This is a genomic window from Paenibacillus mesophilus (assembly GCF_005938385.1).
Lineage (GTDB): Bacteria > Bacillota > Bacilli > Paenibacillales > NBRC-103111 > Paenibacillus_AB > Paenibacillus_AB mesophilus.
In genome coordinates, this window is the sequence record NZ_VCRA01000006.1 from 317,320 (window position 1) to 337,319 (window position 20,000).

General features: G+C 55.5%; 13 protein-coding genes. 2 read left to right on the forward strand and 11 right to left on the reverse strand.

Annotated features, from left to right (window positions below):
* Positions 1-25 precede the first annotated feature (25 nt).
* Genes FE783_RS13930 through FE783_RS13950 form a run of 5 tightly spaced genes read right to left on the reverse strand, consistent with a single transcriptional unit; the run spans position 26 to position 5,434 of the window.
* Complete coding sequence (locus tag FE783_RS13930; protein WP_138879968.1) at positions 26-886, reverse strand: amidohydrolase family protein; 861 nt, start codon at positions 884-886, stop codon at positions 26-28.
* Positions 883-2,220, reverse strand: a complete 1,338-nt coding sequence (locus FE783_RS13935) for a Gfo/Idh/MocA family protein (RefSeq protein WP_238403059.1) — start codon at positions 2,218-2,220, stop codon at positions 883-885. Before FE783_RS13935 ends, FE783_RS13930 begins: the two co-directional genes overlap by 4 nt.
* A 24-nt stretch (positions 2,221-2,244) precedes the next feature.
* Positions 2,245-3,135 (reverse strand): carbohydrate ABC transporter permease, encoded by an 891-nt coding sequence (locus FE783_RS13940; protein ID WP_138879969.1) that lies wholly within the window; start codon positions 3,133-3,135, stop codon positions 2,245-2,247.
* Positions 3,136-3,147: 12 nt separating this feature from the next.
* Positions 3,148-4,113 carry an ABC transporter permease gene (locus tag FE783_RS13945; RefSeq protein WP_338015847.1) on the reverse strand — a complete coding sequence of 322 codons (966 nt, stop codon included), beginning with the start codon at positions 4,111-4,113 and terminating at the stop codon, positions 3,148-3,150.
* A gap of 16 nt (positions 4,114-4,129) precedes the next feature.
* Positions 4,130-5,434, reverse strand: a complete 1,305-nt coding sequence (locus tag FE783_RS13950; RefSeq protein WP_138879970.1) for a DegT/DnrJ/EryC1/StrS family aminotransferase — start codon at positions 5,432-5,434, stop codon at positions 4,130-4,132.
* A gap of 418 nt (positions 5,435-5,852) precedes the next feature.
* On the opposite strand from FE783_RS13950, the gene FE783_RS13955 reads away from it, so the two are divergent.
* Both FE783_RS13955 and FE783_RS13960 read left to right on the forward strand, forming a co-directional pair.
* On the forward strand, positions 5,853-7,445 hold the full coding sequence (locus FE783_RS13955; RefSeq protein WP_138879971.1) for an extracellular solute-binding protein: 1,593 nt from the start codon (positions 5,853-5,855) through the stop codon (positions 7,443-7,445).
* Positions 7,446-7,776: 331 nt separating this feature from the next.
* Entirely contained in the window at positions 7,777-10,011 is a 2,235-nt protein-coding gene (locus FE783_RS13960; RefSeq protein ID WP_138879972.1) for a helix-turn-helix domain-containing protein, read from the forward strand.
* Between the two features lie 192 nt (positions 10,012-10,203).
* Here FE783_RS13960 and FE783_RS38310 read toward each other — a convergent pair whose 3' ends face one another.
* The 6 genes from FE783_RS38310 to FE783_RS13990 form a co-directional block, all read right to left on the reverse strand.
* Positions 10,204-12,558 (reverse strand): LamG-like jellyroll fold domain-containing protein, encoded by a 2,355-nt coding sequence (locus tag FE783_RS38310; RefSeq protein WP_238403061.1) that lies wholly within the window; start codon positions 12,556-12,558, stop codon positions 10,204-10,206.
* A gap of 39 nt (positions 12,559-12,597) precedes the next feature.
* Positions 12,598-13,770, reverse strand: coding sequence for an ABC transporter substrate-binding protein (locus FE783_RS13970; RefSeq protein ID WP_138879973.1), 1,173 nt, complete (start codon positions 13,768-13,770; stop codon positions 12,598-12,600).
* A gap of 172 nt (positions 13,771-13,942) precedes the next feature.
* Positions 13,943-14,815 (reverse strand): carbohydrate ABC transporter permease, encoded by an 873-nt coding sequence (locus tag FE783_RS13975; protein WP_138879974.1) that lies wholly within the window; start codon positions 14,813-14,815, stop codon positions 13,943-13,945.
* Between the two features lie 55 nt (positions 14,816-14,870).
* Positions 14,871-15,776 (reverse strand): ABC transporter permease, encoded by a 906-nt coding sequence (locus FE783_RS13980; RefSeq protein WP_238403065.1) that lies wholly within the window; start codon positions 15,774-15,776, stop codon positions 14,871-14,873.
* A gap of 1 nt (position 15,777) precedes the next feature.
* Complete coding sequence (locus FE783_RS13985; protein WP_138879975.1) at positions 15,778-17,376, reverse strand: extracellular solute-binding protein; 1,599 nt, start codon at positions 17,374-17,376, stop codon at positions 15,778-15,780.
* 120 nt (positions 17,377-17,496) lie between these two features.
* Positions 17,497-19,881, reverse strand: coding sequence for a helix-turn-helix transcriptional regulator (locus FE783_RS13990; RefSeq protein ID WP_158301797.1), 2,385 nt, complete (start codon positions 19,879-19,881; stop codon positions 17,497-17,499).
* Positions 19,882-20,000: the final 119 nt, after the last annotated feature.

A 20,000-nucleotide genomic window follows, 5' to 3' on the forward strand; every position in this document is an offset into this window, starting at 1 on the left:
GTCTGCCGGCAGCGACGAGCGCGGCTTAAGGGATAAGCCGCAGCGCATTGCCCGCATACACCTTGGCGAGCACGTCGTCCGGCAAATCGAGCTCATTCAGAAATTGCTGGTGCTCGTTATGGAAACAATCCCGGCCGTACAGCAGCCGGTCCTGAAACCGGATTACGAATTCGCGGGCATGGGCCGGATCGCGCTTCAAGGCGTTAAGCCCGGAGCCCGAGGATAAGTCGGCGTACAAGTTCGGATAACGGTCGAACAACACCTGCACGAGCCCGCCCGGAGCAACCGGCCCCGCCGGATAAGAACGCTTGTCGTACTGGTCGTCATCGGAAATATGCGACCAAAATCCCGGAGCGTGCCCGATGAACACGGTCTCCGGGCAAGCTTTCACGGCACGCTCGAACGCCCCGATCGTCCCGCCGTACCAGTAATTAGGACGCGGATACGGGTGTGCCGCGGGGATCTCGTAGTCGATATGGACGAGAACGGGCAGCCCCTTCTCCCCGCAAAACCGGAACATGCGGATCGCATCCGGGTTGTCATACATCATGCGCAGCTTCAGCTCGCCGTACAGCTTCACGCCGTACAAGTCGATCGCCATCTGGAGCCGATCGATCGCGTCCGGCTTGCGCGGGTCCGGCGCATAGCCGAGCACGAACTTGTCCGGCACCCGCTCCGCGAACTCGACGCACCGCTTGAGCGAGAGTGGGCCGCCCGGTTCACCGTGATCCGGCATTATTTTATAATAGGCGGGGTTGTACTCGTCTGCCGGTGCGTCCCAAGTCATCAGCCAAGTCCGGTCGATGCCGTACCTCGCCATGTTGTCCAAATACCGCTCGAGGTTCATCCCTTCCCAAGACGGATGGTTGTGCGCATCAATGATCATTGGTCCGAGTCCCCCTTTGCCATTGCCATCGCCGATACGTCGATAGCGACCGTCCGCCGCTCGATGCGGGAACGGTCGGCGGCGAAGCCGATCCGATGGCCGTATATCGACTGCTCCAGCGAAGTAGTCGATAGGCTCAACGTCTCTCCCCGCAGCATGCGGACAAAATCGGCCACGAGCCGCAGATCGCCGCCGCCGTGCATCTCTCCCTTCACGTCTACGGCGACTTTCTCTTCCGTATAGCGGCGCGGGGCGTCGAGATCGGGTCGGCGTATCGTAAAGCTGCCGTCCTCCATACTTCCCTGGATTTCCCCGAGCGTTCCGGTCAAATGGATCGTCCGGCAAGGCTTCGCCGTCGCGCCGACAAGATTATGCGTTGCCGTGCTGCCGTCCTCGAACTCCACGATAACCGCCTGCGTGTCCACGGCATCGTTGTCGCAATGCCAGACGCATCGGCCGTATGGACTGCGGTGGCGCAAGATGTCCTCTTTCTCCTCCTCGGCAGGAGCTTGACCGAGGTGGAGATTTTCCCATATATAGAAGTCCCACAGTCCTTTCTCCAGGTACTGCCGGCGTGCCGAATATTCGCAGGAAGCTTCGATCGCGCAGTCGACCAGGCAGCGCGTTCCCGCGCCTTCGGGGGCTTTGTCCGGCCTGAAGCGCGTCAGGCTGCCGAAGCTGCTTACTTGGACCGGCTTCTTCCCTTGCAGCATCCAAGTCATCATGTCCAGATCGTGGCAGCACTTGGCCATCAGAATCGTCGAGCCGCAGCGCGAGCTGTTGCCCCATTTGCCCCGCACGTACGCCATCGCCATATGATGGAAGCTCACGGCTTCCACCGTCTGCACGTTCACGATGTCGCCGATCGCCCCTTCCTCGACTTGACGGCGAATCGCGGCGTAGAACGGGGCGTACCGCAGCACGTGGCAAATCATGACGCGCCGGCCGTATTTCTGTGCCGTCTGCTGCAAATCCAGCACTTCCGCCTCCGATACGCCGATCGGCTTCTCTAGCAGCACATCGTAACCCGCCCGCAGGAGCGGAATCGTCGTCTGCACATGCAGGTGATCCATCGTGCCGTTAATCGCCGCATCGGCGAATCGGGGAACGGCCGTCAACTCCTCGACCGTGGCGAACGTCCGGTCCGCCGGCAGCCGGAAGCGGCTTGCCGTCTGCTCCCTCCGAAGCGGATCGGGATCGGCGACCCCGACGATCCGCAATTCGTCGGGATGCTGCTCCGCATAACCTGCATAGATCAGCGCCCGATGCCCCGCGCCGACAATTACTGCCGTGACCGGCTCTTGCTGTCGTGTCATACCCTTATTCAGTTGCAACGAAATTCGACATCCTTTCGCGGATTAGCCTTTGATCGAGCCGAGCAGCATGCCTTTCATGAAAAATTTTTGCAGAAACGGGTACACGACCAGAACCGGCAGCGTAGCGACGACGACCGTCGCCATCTTGACCGTTTCCGGAGCGACGAGCTGCAGCGTCTCCGCGTTCTGCATCATCAGGTCCTGGCTGACGGACGGCGATTGGATCAAATTGCGCAGCACGACTTGGATCGGATACAAGCTGCGGTCATTGATGTACATGATCCCGGCGAAATAGGCGTTCCAGTGTCCGACTCCGTAAAACAATCCCAAAGTAGCCATAATCGGCAGAGACAACGGAATGACGATGCGCCACAGCACCTGCACGTCCCCGCAGCCGTCGACGATGGCCGCCTCCTCGATCTCGGCGGGCAAGTTCTCGAAGTACGTCTTCATGATCAGCATGTTGAAGCTCGAGACGAGCCCCGGGATGATCAAAGCCCATACCGTATTGATCAGTCCAAGCGCATGAACGACGAGATACAGCGGGATGAGCCCGCCCGAGAACAGCATCGTGAAGACGATCGCCACGATAAAGGCGCTTCTTCCCGGCATCGGCTTGCGCGACAGCGGATACGCGACGAGCGTAGTCATCGTCAGGTTGAGCGCCGTTCCGACTACGGTGACGAAGACGGATATTTTCAACGCTTGGGGCACAACAGGCGAATCGAAGATGGACCCGTAAGCCTCGAACGTTACGGAAGTCGGCCATAGCACGAATCCGCCCTGCTGCAGCAATTCCTTGAGCGGTGTAATCGAAGATACCGCCACGTAATACAAGGGAAACAACGCAGCCAGCGAGAATACCGCGAGCGCCGCGTACAAGACGGCGTCAATGATCCGGTCCGCCCGCGACCGGTAAGTTCCGACTGCCATTTCCCGCACCTCCTACCATATGCCGGACCCTCCGAATTTTTTGGCGATTTGATTGGCGGCCAGGACGAACGCGAAGCCGACGACGGATTTGAAAAACCCGGTTGCGGCCGCAATGCTGAAATCGAGCTTCTCCAGACCATAGCGGAATACCCATGTGTCGATAACATCCCCGACGTTGTAGACGCGGGCGTTCAGGAAAATGTAAATTTGCTCGAAGCCGGCGTCCAGGATGTTGCCGACGCGCAGGATGAGCAGCAGGATGAACACGTCGCGGATTCCGGGCAGCGTAATATGCCACAGCTGACGCCATCGTCCGGCCCCGTCGACAACGGCGGCCTCATACAACTCTGGATTGATCGTCGCCAGCGCGGCCAAGTAAATGATTGCACCGAACCCGGTGTTTTTCCAAATATCGGTCAGCAGCAGGATCGGCCGGAAATAGTCGCTGGATGTAAGAAACTCGACCGGCGTCCCTCCCCCGTCGCGAATCCACGTATTGAGAATGCCCGATTCCTGCGCCAGGAAGGCATATGTCAACCCGTACACGATTACCCAGGACAAGAAATAAGGTCCGTACGTAATCGTCTGGACGATTTTCTTGAACCAGGCGGTGCGGACCTCGTTCAGCATGAGCGCGAGCAGCACGTCCGGCAGCATGTTGAACAAGATCCGGTACACGCTGATGATCACTGTATTTTTCAAAATACGGAAGAAATCCGGAGTACTGAAAAGCGTCTCGAAATGGTTCAGCCCCGCCCAAGGGCTTCCCCAAATGCCTTTTTGCAAATTGTAATCTTTGAACGCGATGAACAAGCCGCCCATCGGCAAGTAATGGAACAGCACATAATACAAGAGTCCCGGCAGCAGCATCAAATAAAACCAGCGGTACCGGTATACGCTGCGGCTGATGTGCAGCCTCTCCCGCAGCGACCGTCCTGGCGCTGTAATCGGTCCGTCTACCGAAGAACCCGTATTCACGATCGGTCCGCCTCCCTTATGTCGTAGAATTCACCTTGTCGTATAGAAGCGTGTCAACTTTCTTAACCGCCGTTATAATATCGTCGATCTCTTCTTGCGTATACTGCGGGCCGATCGGAATTGCCATATAGCGGGCCAGCATCTCGTCGGTACGCTTCGACGTCGCCTCGGCATCGCGGTCGACCGGGTCGTGCTCCCCATGCTCGCCCCCATAAGGAGGCATATCGCGGTAAGGCGTCTTTTTCAACTTCACCATCGGCATTTCCATCAAATTTTTGCATGCCGAGGTCGGCCCGCTTGCGATTCCTTCCGCGCGCAGCGCCTTGGCGAACGTTCGCGCCTCGTCCGCGCTTGCGAACTGCACGAAGCACGTAATCCCGCAATGCCCCTCCTCGACCGGCCGGATGCGGAAATGCAACCCTGCAAATGCCCGCTCCAGCTGCCCGTAGTAGCCCCGGCATACGTCCAGCACGCCGTCCAGCTTGCCGAGTTGGGCTACGAGGACGGCAGCCTGCAGCTCGCTGAGCCGGTACTGGTTCCCCGGGAAGGCGAGCGACGGATCGCCGAGGCTTTTGTCCTGGAGCTGTTCCAGGAAATAAGGGCGCATATCTCCGAGGTCGTGACAGCGGACCGCCTTGGCGAAATACGTTTCCGAATCGGTGTATACGAGTCCCCCTTCGCCGCAGCTGATCATCTTGTTGAACTGGAAGCTCGCGATGGCGATATCGCCGTACGTGCCGAGCCGCTTGCCCCGGTAGCTGCCGCCGAACGATTGCGCACAGTCTTCGACGACGATAACGTTGTTTCTCCTTGCAATCGTCACGATCTCTTCGAGGCGCGCCTGTCCGCCCTGATAATGAATGACGATGACCGCTTTCGTGCGCGGCGTAATCTTGCGCTCGAAATCGGCGGGGTCCATATTCAGCGTATCGTCGATCGATGCGAACACAGGCAGCGCCCCGGCGGCGATCACGCTGTTGTAATCGGAATACCAGCCGAACGCCGGAATGATCACTTCATCTCCAGGCCCGACATCGAGCGCCGCCATGACGCAGGACAACGCGGCCGAACCGCTGGAGACGGCCAATGTGTACTTCGTTCCGAGCAGCTCCCGGGTCATCGCCTCGACTTTCGCCGCTTTTTGCGGCTTATCCGAAGGGTGCGGTCCGTAATGCCGGAACGGCGTCTTCGATGCGATCACATCCGCCAGTTCCTTCAATTCTTCTTCCCCGTACAGCGTCACGCCCAGTCGGTCCGTCGGCATCGGTTTCGTTCGTACCGGTGTTCCTCCGTGCAGCGCCAGCTTGGCCGGCTTCTCCATATCGTTCACTCTCCCGAAGTATCGTTGTGTCGTGCTTGCGATTAGTGTAGATCGGGGCGCAGACGCGCGGCTACAGCCGTTTTATGAACGAAACCGTCGTTTTTTGAAAATGCCGTCTTTGGAAAAATGGTGCTTGCTTCTTCTGCAAAAGAACGACAGTCACGGTATCTTCCGTTGTGCTATATTCATGATTAGCAGGGATAAGCAGGCGTAATACGGATAAGCTTTTTTCCACCAACGCCGCTCAAGCCCGGCTGCCGCCGATTTTCAAGAAACGGATATTCATTCTGAAATCGCTTCTATCCAACAAGCGGCCCGCCCCCTATACTCCGGATTAAGGACCTGCTGCGCAGCTCCTGACGGTGGCCGGCTTTGCCGCATCCGTCTTCTAACTCAGAAAAGCCTGGAGGGGTTCGAATTGAAACTATTCAAGGTCATCATGGCGGGGGCCGTGCTGTCAAGCGTCGTCATGGCAAGCGCCTGCTCGTCAAGCGGCAAGCAAGAGCCGGTACCATCCGCCAATCAACCGTCGGACACGAAGCCGGCACGTGAAAAATTGAAGCTCCGCGCCATGCTCATCTCCCGATCCGCCAACGCCAATTTGCCGTCGGACAAGAGCAAAGATTTCGTTCGCAAAGCGATCGAAGACAAATTCCAGGTCGAGCTGGACATCAACTACATGGTGAACGGCCCCGATCTGCATAACAAAATGAACGCGATGGCCGCCTCCAACGATTTGCCGGACTTCTGGCTCGAGGGCAATCCGGACGGGGGTATCAAGCTGTACCAAAGCGGGCTGCTGTCCGATCTGACGCCTTTCGTGACGAAAGAAACGATGCCGAACTATTTCAAGTATTGGCTCGATGACGAAACGATGAGAACATACCGGCTCGACGGGAAGCTGGTCCGGATTCCGATCCCGTACGACAAGTCCTCCTACCGGGCCTACTACATCCGCAAAGATTGGCTTGACAAGCTCGGCTTGAAAGTGCCGCAAACATACGAGGACTACGTCAAGGTGCTGCAAGCATTTACAAACAACGATCCGGACGGGAACAACAAGAAGGACACTTACGGCGCGACCTATGCGGGCAACGGCAACTCCGTGGGGCTCGATTGGCCCGAGTATATCAAGAACGGAATGCCTTTCCCCGTTCTGTTGACCGATACGCAGATTATCGACGCCCAGACCGATCCGAAGGTGGAACAAGTCATCGACGACATCGCGAAGGTGATCGGCATGGGTGTCATCGATCCGGATTGGTTTCTGAGCAAAGGACCCGACGTTCTGAATAAAGCGTCGCAAGGCAAAGTGGGCGTCGTACTCGGAGGAACGCCGGATTTCGCCTTCGATTCCAGCCCGCAAAGCTTGCAGGCGAGAAGCAAAATGATCAACCCGCAGGCGAACTGGGTAGCGTTCAGCATGTTCGGTCCGAACACCCCGATCCGTACGACCGTATCGCCCGGCAGCCCGATCCTGTTCTCCAAAGCGACGGCGGAGAAAAGTCCGGAGAAAATCAAGCGGGCCGTGGAAATCGTCGACTGGCTCGTCGGCGATGAAGGCTTCCTGCTGACCCACTATGGGCTGGACGGCAAGCATTATACCCGCACCGGCAATCAGATCAAGCTGAATATCGAAGCTTTCGAAGCGGACGTCGTGAAGCAGGGCAACTTCCTCGACGTGTACAATCAGATTACGCCGATCGCTCCCCACCTGATGAAGCTGGAAGTCGTCGATCCCCGCCAAACGGATCATGACCGGGAAATCACCAAATTCATGGCCTCCCTTCCGATCGCCAAAGGGTACGGCATGGCGGTTACGCCGCCGCAGGGCTTCGATCTGGGGTCGTTCCGCGCGAGACAAAACGAAATGCAGGTAAAATTGGTCATGGAAGAAAAATCGGGCAAAAACTGGCCGAAAATCCGCGAGGAGCTGATGGTCAAGTACAAAGGGCAGGAACTTCTCGACGCCTACACCAAGCAGCTTCGCGACGCCGGCAAGCTGAAGTAGAAGTAGATCGGACGGCAGCCGGACTTTCCTTGCGGAGTCCGGTTTTTCCGCTGCTGCGGGGGAACGTAGACTTTTTTTGAACGATAGGCGTTTTTTCAAAACGGAACTAAACCGTTTACATGCACGGGCCAGCCATGAAATAATATCGGCATGAAGGTACGTTCCGCCGAGCTTTCGATGCCAACGCAAAAGTTCTGTAACGCTTTCGATGCCAACTTTTGCTCCGCAAAAGTTCAGTAACGCTTTCGATGCCAACTTTTGCTCCGCAAAAGTTCAGTAACGCTTTCGATGCCAACTTTTGCTCCGCAAAAGTTCTAAGGAGGGCAACGCTATGTCGAGAAGATGGACCAAACGGCTTCTGCTCTCATACTTGCCGGTGTTCTTCATTATTTCGTCGTCTCTCATGCTGATCACTTACGTGTTCTTGTCCGAAATGTCGCGGAAATCGGCGATGAAATCGAACGATGCGCTTCTGCGCAACGTCATGCAGTCGGTCGATGCCGCGCTGTCGTCCATCGACAACATCATGCTGAATGACGTGATGTTCAACGAGAGAGCGGCCACCTTCTTCTCCCCCGAGCCCGGGCAGCACGAATCGGCCAACTTGAACGGCGCCCGTTTCCTGACCGATTTGCAGAAAAAGCTGCCGATGGTCGATTCCGCTTACTTGTATCGCGCCACGGACGGCACCGTCATGACGAACGCGCGATTGACGACGCTGGAGCAGTTCGGGGATCAGACGTTTATCCAAAGCCACTTGACGTCGCTGAACGCCTTCCGCTGGACTCCCGTCCGAACGTACACGGAAACCGCCGGCTCGGGGAATGGCACGGCTGTCATCTCGCTGGTCCGATACGGCGATATTTTGACTAAAGGGCTGCTCGTCGTCAACGTCAACGCGGCCAAGCTGCAGCAAATGATCGATTCGATGTACGACCATAACATCAATGTACTGTCGCTTGTTGATTCTTACGGGAACCCGCTGCTCCTGTCGGGAGCGGAAAACGAAGCCGCTCGGGATCAAGTGCAGAAGCCGAATATCGTCAAATCGGCTTATACGGGATGGGAATTTCGCGGAGGCATTCGCAACGGCGGCTTGTTCGAGATCATGTCCTCGACGTTCTCCGTCTGGCTCGCGGTCGGCGTAGGTTTCATCGCCTTTGGCGTTATCTGGGTCATCATCATCACGATGCGCCACGCCAAGCCGCTGCAGCGCATTACGAATCAGCTGCTGGACTATTCCCGGCAGAAGAGCAGCGCGCTCCGGATCGACAAAGGAACGGACGACGAATTTTTCTTTATCTCCTCCGCAATCGACGATCTGCTGGAGACATCCGGCCAGCTGCAGGAGCAAAACCAGATCAATCTCGTATACCGCAAGCAGGTCGTATTCAAGGAGCTGCTTGATGAAAGCGCGTCCAAAAGCTATGAGGAATGGTGCGCGGAGCTGGAGCCGCTGTATATAAGGCTTCACGACGAAGCGTATGTCGTGGCGATCGCGGAGATCGATCAATACGCCGATTTTTGCCGCAAGCATATAGCCAGGGACCAATTTCTGCTCAAGCATGTGCTGCGCAACGTTCTGCACGAAATGGCCGAATCGGCGGGCAGCGCGCTGTGGACCGAGTGGATCGCTCCCCATCAGCTGGGTATGATCGTGCCGCTCGAGCCGGGAATACGCGACCCTAAGCGCGTGACGGAGCTGTGCAGGAAAATCCGGCAATGGGTCGAGCAAAATTTGAATTACCGCATTACCGTAAGCATCGGTCCGGTGCAGCCGGGCCTCGAATCGCTGTCCGCCTCCTATAAAGGCGCATGGGCCGCGCTGCAATACAAGACGTCGTTCGGGGACAATCGGGTTATCGAATACGGGGAAATCGGCGCCAAGCCCCATTCGGAGCTGTTCAAGCATCTGCAACATATGCGGAGCATCGGGGAAGCTTACCGGATGGGCGACCGCACCTGGGCCGATCAATTGAAAGCCATGTTCCAGACGCTCCGGGACCAGCTGTGCTCCAAGGACGATCTGCGCAATCTGATGCAATATTTCCTCCACCAGCTGGATAAGGAAATGTCCGAGCTTCCGGTCGACTATTACGTGCTGTGGACGAAGCAGACGGCGCCCATGCTGCAGCAAGCGATCGAGGAACACGAGACGATCGACCATCTGCATGGCTCCCTATACAGCCTGTTGCTGCGCTCGTTCGAAGAGATGGGCCAGATGCGGGAGAACCGCAGCCACCATCAAATCATTCAACAAGTCAAAAGCTACATCGAGGAGCATTACAGCAACCCGAATTTATCGTTAACGCACTTAAGCGACGAGTTCGGAATAAGCCCGACGTATATAAGCAAGCTGTTCAAGGAGGAGCTCGGCGAGAAATTCATCGACTATGTAACGAAAGTAAGAATGAACCGCGCGAAAGAGCTGCTCACCCAAACGAACGAAACGATCCAGAATATCGCGGCAACGGTCGGATATCCGTACACGCTTACGTTTATTCGCGGGTTCAAGAAGATGATCGGCACGACGCCGGGGAGCTTCCGTAAGCATGAGTCGTCTTGAGCGGACTTCGGTGGGATGCGAAATAAGTGCGGTTTGCATACACGGTGCAGGTGCCATTAACGTAGGTTGATTATGCCGCTGCAGTTCAATAGAGCTACCCTCGGCCCAAGAAGCCGAAGGGTAGCTCTGCACGCGTCTCTTATCCAGACTTGTCTTGTTTCTCCTGCCCCTGCTCGGATCGCCGCCCGTCCGTCATTTGCTCACCTGCACCGTCATCTTAGCGCTGGATATCGATCCCGCGTAATTCTCCAGTTCGGCCCGATATTCGTAAGTGCCGACCGGTTTGCCCTGAACCCCCGTCGTGGCCGATTGCGCCTGAGGCGTCTTGGCAGTCAATGCTTGAGTATCGACTAGAACGCCGTTCTCATATAGACGGTACGTCGTGCCGTTCGTTCCCCACCACAAGTTCATGTCAACCTGGAAATTCCCATCCCCATCCCAGTTATTGTGGGACAGTACCGGCTGCGCCGGCGCAGCCTGCGTGACGGAAACGGTCAGAACGTCGCTCCTCGTCGTACCGGATTCATTGCGCAGCTCCGCATAATACCGGTAAGTGCCGTTCTTCCGGTACGTTACCGACGTAACGGTCGATTGAGTATTCGGCGAACGATCCGCCAACAATTGCGTGTCGATGGGCACGTCATTCTCATACAGCTTATATGTTTTGCCGTTATTTCCCCACCACATATCCATTTTCACCTTATAATCGCCGTCAAGTATGCCCGTATCGTGGCCATTGTCATCGGACAACACCGGTTTCCCCGGCGCTCCCGCACGGTTTTGGCTGCCCTCCGAGTACAGGCTGTCGATTTCCGTCTGCGTTAATGCTTTGCGGTAAATCTTCAAATCATCCAGCATCCCTTTGAAATTGGCGCCTCCTCCGGGACTCATGCCGATACGGTCTTCTTGGGAAGGGGAATATCGGCGATAGTAGTCCTGCAGAAAGGAGAATGAACCGCCCGGCGACTGCTCCACTCCGTCCATATACATCCTGATCGATTTATTCCGGTAATCCGCTACCGCGACGACATGATGCCAATAGCCCGTATCGTTGAAGCCGAAGCTCTTGCTCTGGTAAGCGTCGGCCTTATCGCTTCTCGTTCCCAGCCGGATCGCGCCATTCTCGACAACAAGCTCGTAGCCTGCTTGCTGGGAGTCGATGCGTGTGCTGACAATATCGTACTGGGATCCGCTGGCCGGCATCAGGCTCGGGTTGATCCAAACGCTGATGGACACCGCCTCGGCATTCGCGATTTCATTGCCGATCATGTAATGCATGTCGAGATAATCGGTTCCGTCCATGTTGATCGCCTGCCCGACGTTGCCGGCCGCGAACCCTCCTGTTCCCGAGCGGACCGGATCATTGCCCTGAGCCGAATCGTCCTTTGTGTGGCCATCGAAGGAATAGCTTGCGATCAAGGATGCCGGCTGCAAAAAGTCGCGGAAATCGTGCAGCCGGTGGAACGTCAGCCGGTTGGCGTTATGGTGACTGTTCGCGCCGTCATAGGAAGTGCGGGAGACATAGATCAGATCGTCGCCGTCGAATTGCCAATCGACGTATTGGAAGCCCGTCTTCGTGACGGAATTGGACCAGCTCAAGTCGGCGTCCTCTTGAATGAGCAATTTGCCCCGCGTCCAGTTGACCAGGTCGGTCGAATAGATGAGCGACAGCACGTTGCGCTGCCTGTTCTGGGCGACATTGTAGTCGGTATGCTCATTGACCAGCGCGATGTACTTGCCTGAGGCCGCATCGTGGCGGATCGTAAATTTCACATCCCCGCCGGGCATGTCGAATTCTCCGTATCGGGTGAACGTCTTGTTGTCGGTGCCGAGTTTGTAGATGCCCGCCCGATTCGTAACGGATCGCCGGAGTACGTCCCACACTTGACCGTCCGGTCCGAGCACGGCATTGCCTTCGATATACAGATTTTGGTCGACTTGATTCGATTTCGTCCAATTGGACGGATTCATCAGGTCGGCCGTATCCGGCGCGGATATGACAAATGCCCACATCCCCCACTTGTTCAGAACCTCGAACCCTTTGTACAACCGACCGTTCGCCTTCAATACCGGTGTCGGCGCGCAATGGTATTTATTAGCATCACCGCCTTGATACAGAACCGAGGCATCGCTCCACGTCGTACCGCCATCGATGCTTTTGCGGATGACGACGGAACCGAGACCGTTGTCGGTTCCAAGCAAATATACGGCTCCGCCATGCTCGAACAACGTGCTCCAATACTGTCCGTCGATCGAAGCGGTCATCGTCCAAGTCGCACCGTCGTCCGTCGAACGAAACACCCGGGTATTTCCGACAACGGGAACGAGAATCCCGAAATCGTCGCTTGCGAGCAAAGTTCCGTCCGGGAGCTTCACGATGCTCGGACTGGCGATATATTTGCCCGTACTGGCGTCGGAGAAATCGATCTGGGCTTGCAGTACGTCCGAATAGTTGTTGGCGGACACGACTTGTATGCCCGAGAGCATGACGACTAGCATCAGGAAACCGATCGGCAAACATTTCCACGTGCTTCTGGCTCTGTTCAAAGTAATTCCCTCCCTTATTGGCTGGCACCCGTCTTTGCTCTATTTGCCCAGTTCCCCGGCGACGTGCTTATTGATCGCTTCTTCGGCATCCCGAAGCGCCGTATTGATATCTTTCTTGTTGTTCATATAATCCACGTAGTTCCATCTTAAAATTTCGGCAGCCTTCGGATAAAACCGCGAGTATTGCGGAGCCGGAGCCGGAACGCTCTTGAATATGCTGTCGATCCGTTTGCCCTGCAGCTCGGGAAGGTCTTTGCCGTACTGCTGCTTATATTTCGCATCCTTTAAGGTGGACACCTTGCCCGATTTGCGGACCATGTTCGTCTGCACCTCGTCGGAGAACAGTACCTCCATCACCCTCATCATATCGTCCTGATGCTTGCTGTTCCGGTTCGGGATGAGAATATGCAGGTCGTACATGCCGTACACGTTCGGTTTGTCCGGATAGCTCGGGAATTGGACGACGTCCCAATCCAGGTCGGGCGTTTGCTTGAGCTGCGAGGACAAGTTGATCGTAGCCAGCATAGCGACCGTCTTATTTTTCGTAAACCGCTCGATGCCCCTGTTCTGGTACGCCAGTCCCGGTATCGAATAAATTTGTTTGGCCATTTCGAACGCGCGCTTGTATGGCTCGCCGCTCACCAGCGCTTTATTCGTCTTCCCGTCCACCGCCTGGAGAGATAGAGGGAACGTGAAACGGACATAGTCGTCTGTATCCAGACCGTAATATTGGGTCGTTCCGTCGAGGCGCGTCACTTTCTTCGCCAATTCGATCGCATCCGCCCAGGTCATGCCGTCTTTCGGATAAGGTACGCCGAATTTATCGAAGATGGCTTTGTTGTAGTAGAGTGCGTTATATTGAACCGCATAAGGCAGCGCATACAATTCGGTGCCGGAATCCGATACGGCCCGGAGTGCATCCAATGCTCCCGGGTCGAATTTGCCCAGATCGAAATTGCTCTTTTTCGCCAAGGGCGTAATGTCCTCGTAAAACCCGAGGTCTTTATAGAACGCCATCTGTCCGTTCCACGTCACGAAGAAGTCGACCGGCTCCGCCGCCGCGATCAATTTTTCCAGACTGTTCTGGGTCATCACCTGCTCGACGGTAAGATGCGGATATTTGTTCTTGACCGGCTCGGCGATCAGCTGCTTGAAATCTTGCTCCGAAATATAGGCCGGGTCTTGATAAATTTTTAACGTTACCGGCTGCAGCGTTGTCCGGCTTGCCTTCCTTGCCGTTTCCGGACCTCTCTGTCCCGCAGCCTGTCAATAAGAGCGTTATGCCTACGACGCCCAGCATCCATTGCTTTGCTTTCATCTAGTTTGTTCCTCCTTCAAGTGGTGCCACCGTAATGCAAAATCCATATTGTCCAAGTGATCCGCCTTAGCCCTTCACTGCCCCGATCATCGCGCCCTGCACAAAATATTTCTGCGCGAATGGATAGATGCACAGAATCGGCAGTATAGCGGCTACTACAAGGGCATACTTGATGTTCAGTGCTGTGACCGCTGTCCCGCCCGCTTCCGCCATATTCGAGCCTTGAGCCGCCATCTCACCCTGGATGACGATGTTGCGCAGCACGATTTGCAGCGGATACAGCCGTTTCTCGTTCAAATAAATCAACGCCGGCAAGAAGCTGTTCCAGTGGCTTGCCGCGTAGAACAGAGACAATGTCGCCAAGACGGGCAGCGATAACGGCAGCACGATACGCAGCAGAATGCGCATTTCACCCGCTCCGTCCAGATAGGCCGCTTCGTGCAGGGCCGTCGGAATCTGCTCGAAAAACGTCCGCATGAGCATCATATGGAACACCTGAATCGCCGCCGGCAGCAGGAGCGCCCATATCGTATCGACCATGCCGAGAGCATGAACGACCCTATACCTCGGAATAAGCCCGCCATCGAAGAGCATCGTAAACACGACAAATAGCGATATCCAAGACCGGCCGTATAAAATATCCCTGGATAACGGGTAGGCACACAGCGCAGTCATGCACATATTGACGATCAGTCCCAAGGACGTGTAGAGCAGCGTATTTCCATAGGCCCTCATAATCGAAGGATCGCCGAGAATCATTCCGTACGCCTTCCAGTTGATGCCGGCCGGCATCCACATCACCTCGCCCCGGCCTACTGCATCACCTGCGCTTACCGACACAATCGCCATATAGTACAAAGGGTAAAGCGTCGCGACGAGTACGAGGAGCATCAGGACGATTTGGATGCAATCGATCAGGCGATATTTTCTAATTCCCATCTCTATCCTTTCTTCAAATACCTTTCTCCGGGAAATGCATCGCCTCATGGCTCATTCAGAACAACCCGGTTCCGTTCAACCGTTTGGATGCCCCGTTAGCGGCAACGATTAAAATGAAAGCGGTTACGGATTGAAACAAGCCCACCGCGGCAGCGAAGCTCAAATCGCTGTCGATCAGCCCTCGCCGGTATACGAACGTCTGAATGACATCCGCCGTCTCATAGGTCGGGCCGTTATACAGGAGCATAATTTTCTCATATCCGACGGACAGCATCTGCCCGACCGCAAGCAGCAGCATGACGGCGATGACTCGCGAAATACCGGGAAGCGTCACGTGCGCGAGTCTATTCCAGCGGCCCGCTCCGTCGATGGCGGCCGCCTCGTACAGGCGGGGATTGACCGAGGCGATCGCGGCCAAATAAATGATCGAGTTCCATCCCGCGTTTTGCCAGATATCCGACCCGATGAATATGGTCCGGAACCATTCCGGCAGCGCAAGAAACGTCCGAGCTTCGCCGCCGAGCCCGCGAACGATCCGGTTGACCCAACCGTCCGTCGACAAAAAGTTGACGAGCATCCCGGCAACGACGACTGTCGATAAGAAATGCGGGATGCAAGCGACGGTCTGGACGAGCCGTCTGAACATCCGGCTTCTCAGCTCATGCAGCAGCACGGCGAATGCGATCGGTGCGGGAAAAGCGAACAATAGCGAATAAACGTTCAGAAGCACGGTATTCCGTACCACTTTCCAGAAGTAGGGGTCCGTCAGGAACATCCTGAAATACATTGTGCCGGCCCAGGGGCTGTGACGCACTCCTTTCACGATCGAGTAATCCTGGAAAGCGATTATAGTACCGACCATCGGCACATAGTGGAACACGACAAAATAGACGAACGGCAGCGCGAATATACCATATAAAGCCATGCTTCTGCGCAGCCTGCTCTTGATTCGAAGAGACACATCAGTTCCCCGCTCTTGCCAGCGCCTGATTGTAGATGCTCACCACTTCATCCGCGCCTTTCGCCTTGGCCTGCCGGACGAAGCCGCTCCAATCGTTCAAGGCGCCCTCGCTCATGATGAATTTGTCCATCGTTTGGGTCATATAGGAGTCGAGCTGCGTTCGCAGCTGCTTCAGCCTTTGCCGTTCTTCCTTATTGAACGGCGGGTCGAATTGTTGGATGAAGGCGGTGCCGTCCTGCCATTCCTTAAGCACGTCCTCGTTCCAAACGATCGGTTCCGTCGGGGAGGGGAAGGAACGGCCCGGACTGTCGTCCGTATATAGCGCCAGCCCCAGATAACCGGTTCCGAGCGCCGACTGCATCGACCGAAACCGGTCGGGCTTATCTCCGAACTTGTTCAATAGCGCATCCGAAATTCGAAATTCGCCGTCCGTCATCGTGTAGTCGACGTTCTCGACACCGAAGCTAGTCAAGGCGGAGCCTTCCGGACTGTACAGCCAGTCGATGAAAGAAACGATCCGATCCGGCTGCTTCGCCTTGGAGCTGACCACATACGATTCGCCCAAATGATCCAGCGAATACAACATGCTTCGCCTCATCCCTTGTTCGCTCGCCAAAGTAGGCAGCACGCTGTATTGCGCATTCGGGTCTTCATTCTGGAGCGCCATGTTAAAGCCGGCCGCAAAGCCGATGTTGTCGATGAAAAACATCGATTTGCCGGATCCCAGCTTCTCCTGCCATATTTGCGACGTCGCCGTCACGTAATCCGGATCCAGCAGCTTTTCCTTGTACAATCTGCGCAAGTAGACGATCGCCTCCCTGAATTCGGGACTGGCGGGACCGAACTTGTACTGCTTGTCGGCAGGATCGTAATACACCTTCGCACCGGTCGGATTCGTATATCCGCTGCCGAACCCGAACGCGATCGGGTTGATCAGATTTTCCGTGGCCGTCAAGCCGTTAGCGGCGCGAGCGGTATACGGATACGAACTCGGATACGCTTCCTTCATTTTCTTTAGAACTTGATACAGCTCCTCGTAAGTCGCCGGCGTCTTCGCATTCAATTGCACCAGCACATCCTTGCGGATGACCGGCATCTGCCCGCCCTGCATCCCCCATTTGGTCACCAGAGGAAACCCGTAAAGCTTTCCGTCCATTTTGTTTTTGTTAATTTCCGGATGCTCTTGAATCACTTTTTGAAAATGCGGCATGTGGTCCAGATAAGGCGTGAGATCGAGGAAAATACCAGAATCGGCGAAGTTCTGAATATCTTCCTGCTTCACCAGCATTACATCCGGAATCGTATTCGTGGAGATCAGCGTCTTCTTCTTGTCGTCGTAATTGCTCTGAGGAACGCTTAGCACGTTCAGCTTCACCTGCTTGCGCTTCTGCAATTGCTGCACGACGGTAGAGTCCGTCACGACCGCTTGGGAAGGATGCTCATACCGCATCCAGGCGAGCTCCAGCGTTCTCGCGTCGGACTGTCCCCCGGCGCCTTCTTTCCCGGCATCAAGCGCTTCGTTCCCTTCACATCCCGCCAGTCCGATGACAGACAAGGCGACGATCGCGCCGCCGGTCAACCACATCCTACTTTGCCGCATCGCAAAACCCCCTCTCTATTGTGTGGTTGCTCGCCATCCTCATCGTAGCGGGCCGGAGACGGCCGGGAAATAACCGAAAAGGAATTACGTGAACCGTAATCCCCCTTTTTGCGTGGTGATTCATTTTCTCGCCTCGTTCCATAATGTCGCATCGGGCGGTGTTTCCTTGTCCTGCCCGCTTAGTTTCCGGTATTCCATCGGAGAGACGCCCTCATGCTTCTTGAACATGCGCAGGAACGTTGTCCGGCTGAAGATGCCGATGCGGTCCGCGATATCGCTTATTTTCAAATCCGTCTGCGACAACAGCTCCTTCGCCTTGGCCATCCGGATCAGACCGATATAATCGATAATCGTGCTGCCGGTTCTTTCTTTAAAAATCCGCGATACGTATTTCGCCGACAGTCCGATCTCGTCCGCGACTTTCTCCAGGTAAATGTCTTCTCCATAGTGGGCTTCGATGTACGCAGTAACGAGGGAGACGACCGACGCGGCCTTTCCTTCCGTTTTCACAGCGGTTTCCGCGATCAGTTTGCCGTAAAATTCGTGCAGAAGACCGATCCTTCGGTCCAACTGATCCGGAATGACTATCCCTCTCGTCAGCTCCGCATAGTTTTCCTTCGAGACGAATCTCGATACGGACAGCCCCTTTTCCGTAACGTAGCGGCAACCGGTATTGAACATATCCGCCAGAAGGACACCTATATAATGATTCGATACGCCCCGGTCGCGGTTGAGCCGGATCAGCTGCGCCACTTCTTCCCGAAGCAGCTCCTCGTCCCCGGACTTCAGGGCGTTAATCAGTTTGTTCTCGTCCAGAAAGGAGTAGAAGTAGGTGCGTTCGATCTCCATCTGTGCGGCGTCGAGAACTTGCAGGTCCGTTTGGACCGGCTGATAGTCGATCGCTGTGACGGCATCGTGAAACGAATAGTTGATCTCCCCGATCGACTCCACCCTATTGCCGACGCCGATAGTCAGGTGACAGTATACCGTATCGTATTCGAGCGTTTTCTTCACCTTTTCGAGCGCCTGATGAAGCCGCAACCGCCCCGGCTCGTCCCGCAGGTTCATGATTCCCACATAGAAGCATGGCTCGTATTCGAACAGGTAGCCGTTCACATGCTGCAGCATGATGCCCCCCAGCACGTTTCTCAGCTTCTCCTGAATAAGCAGCCGGTCGGATTCGACGATGTCCCGGTAGAACGTATCTTTGAACCGGAACTTGAAGCAGCAGCATAAGTAACCGCTTTCCCCAAGTCCGATATCCTGCAAAATTTCCGTCACGGTATCGGGCTTCTCCCATTCGTTGCCGCCGAGCACATTGCGGAAAAACTGCTCGACCAGCTCATTCGTAAACCGTTGGACTTTCCGGGCCGTATTCAAATTGTCGTGCACGAGCCGGTCCACCCGTTCGCCGATCCTCTCCAGCTCACCCCGCCCTCTCCAAGTGCCATCCGGACTGCCGGTGTGTCCGGTTTGCTGCAGTATCGTACGAATGTTGCGGATCGGATTGTACAGATTGATGCTGAATATGAAGGAGAAGGCTATCCCGATAACGATCAAGCTGAGACATATCCAGAAAATCAGCTTCAATATATTCACCGATTCCCCGTTGAAGGCGGAAATGGGAGTTACGGCCATATACTGCCATCCGAAATCGTCCGATTTGACATGGACGGCAATGGAAGGAGCGCCGTTCACTTCGAGAAACAGGACTTGCGGTCCGCCCGCTGCGGCAAACGCTTGCCCGATTCGCTCCGCCGTGCCGCCCTCCATGCGTTCGCTTCGCAATAGCGTACCGCCTCGTGCATCCAGCGCCAAATACGAAGTCGCGGCGTAGATCGAGTTGTTCTCCAGCATCGCCGTCAAGGCGGGGATCGACAATGTCGTCACGAGCGTCGCCGGTCTCCCGTTCACATATTGCGTAGTGGCGCTCGGCAAAACCCGGTGGCTGGAATGGTTGAATTCGTTGATCACCTCGTCCGGCTGCATAATCTCGAACAATCGATCCGCCGCAAGCTTCTCCACCCAGAACGATTTGGGCCGATCGGCAAACCGGGAGAACGTTTCGAAGAACGTATCGAATTGCACGACCCCATCCCCCGAATATACCTTCTCCTCGTCAATAAAGACGAAAATATTATGGATGGCGGGACTGATAATGCTGCGGTTCGTAGCAATCGCTTTCACGATGGAGGGAGTATTGACTCTGTCGGAATCGGTCATCAGCCGGTTCGGCAGCAAATTTTGCTGGAACGTATCGCTGAACAGCAGCGCATTGTTGACTGTCTGCACCATTTTCAGAACCATTTCGATCGTTGCCACGGATGAATCCAAATTATTGGCAAGCTGCGCGGACGCCTCTTTCTTGATCAGATGATCCACGTTCTTGTATACGATCAGGCCGATGACGATAATCGGAATGAGCAGAGAGAGAAAGTAAAGCAAAATTTTATAAAACAATGTATTGTTGCGCCAAAGCCGACTTGCCGGCAAGTTCCATCGCATCGAAAAATTCCCCTTATCGGTGTAAGGTGCTCGTCTTGTTGCCAGTATATCATGGTTTGAGTGATTTGAATCGCTTGACATATAACGACAAAGCGGCCCGCCGCAAGGATTTCCCCTTG

What these genes read in the sequence shown, in the direction of transcription:
- FE783_RS13985 (WP_138879975.1), bottom strand. Translation starts at nt 17,376, where the DNA reads ATGCGGCAAAGTAGGATGTGGTTGACCGGCGGCGCGATCGTCGCCTTG.
- FE783_RS13975 (WP_138879974.1), bottom strand. Translation starts at nt 14,815, where the DNA reads ATGGGAATTAGAAAATATCGCCTGATCGATTGCATCCAAATCGTCCTG.
- FE783_RS13940 (WP_138879969.1), bottom strand. Translation starts at nt 3,135, where the DNA reads ATGGCAGTCGGAACTTACCGGTCGCGGGCGGACCGGATCATTGACGCC.
- FE783_RS13960 (WP_138879972.1), top strand. Translation starts at nt 7,777, where the DNA reads ATGTCGAGAAGATGGACCAAACGGCTTCTGCTCTCATACTTGCCGGTG.
- FE783_RS13950 (WP_138879970.1), bottom strand. Translation starts at nt 5,434, where the DNA reads ATGGAGAAGCCGGCCAAGCTGGCGCTGCACGGAGGAACACCGGTACGA.
- FE783_RS13990 (WP_158301797.1), bottom strand. Translation starts at nt 19,881, where the DNA reads ATGCGATGGAACTTGCCGGCAAGTCGGCTTTGGCGCAACAATACATTG.
- FE783_RS13930 (WP_138879968.1), bottom strand. Translation starts at nt 886, where the DNA reads ATGATCATTGATGCGCACAACCATCCGTCTTGGGAAGGGATGAACCTC.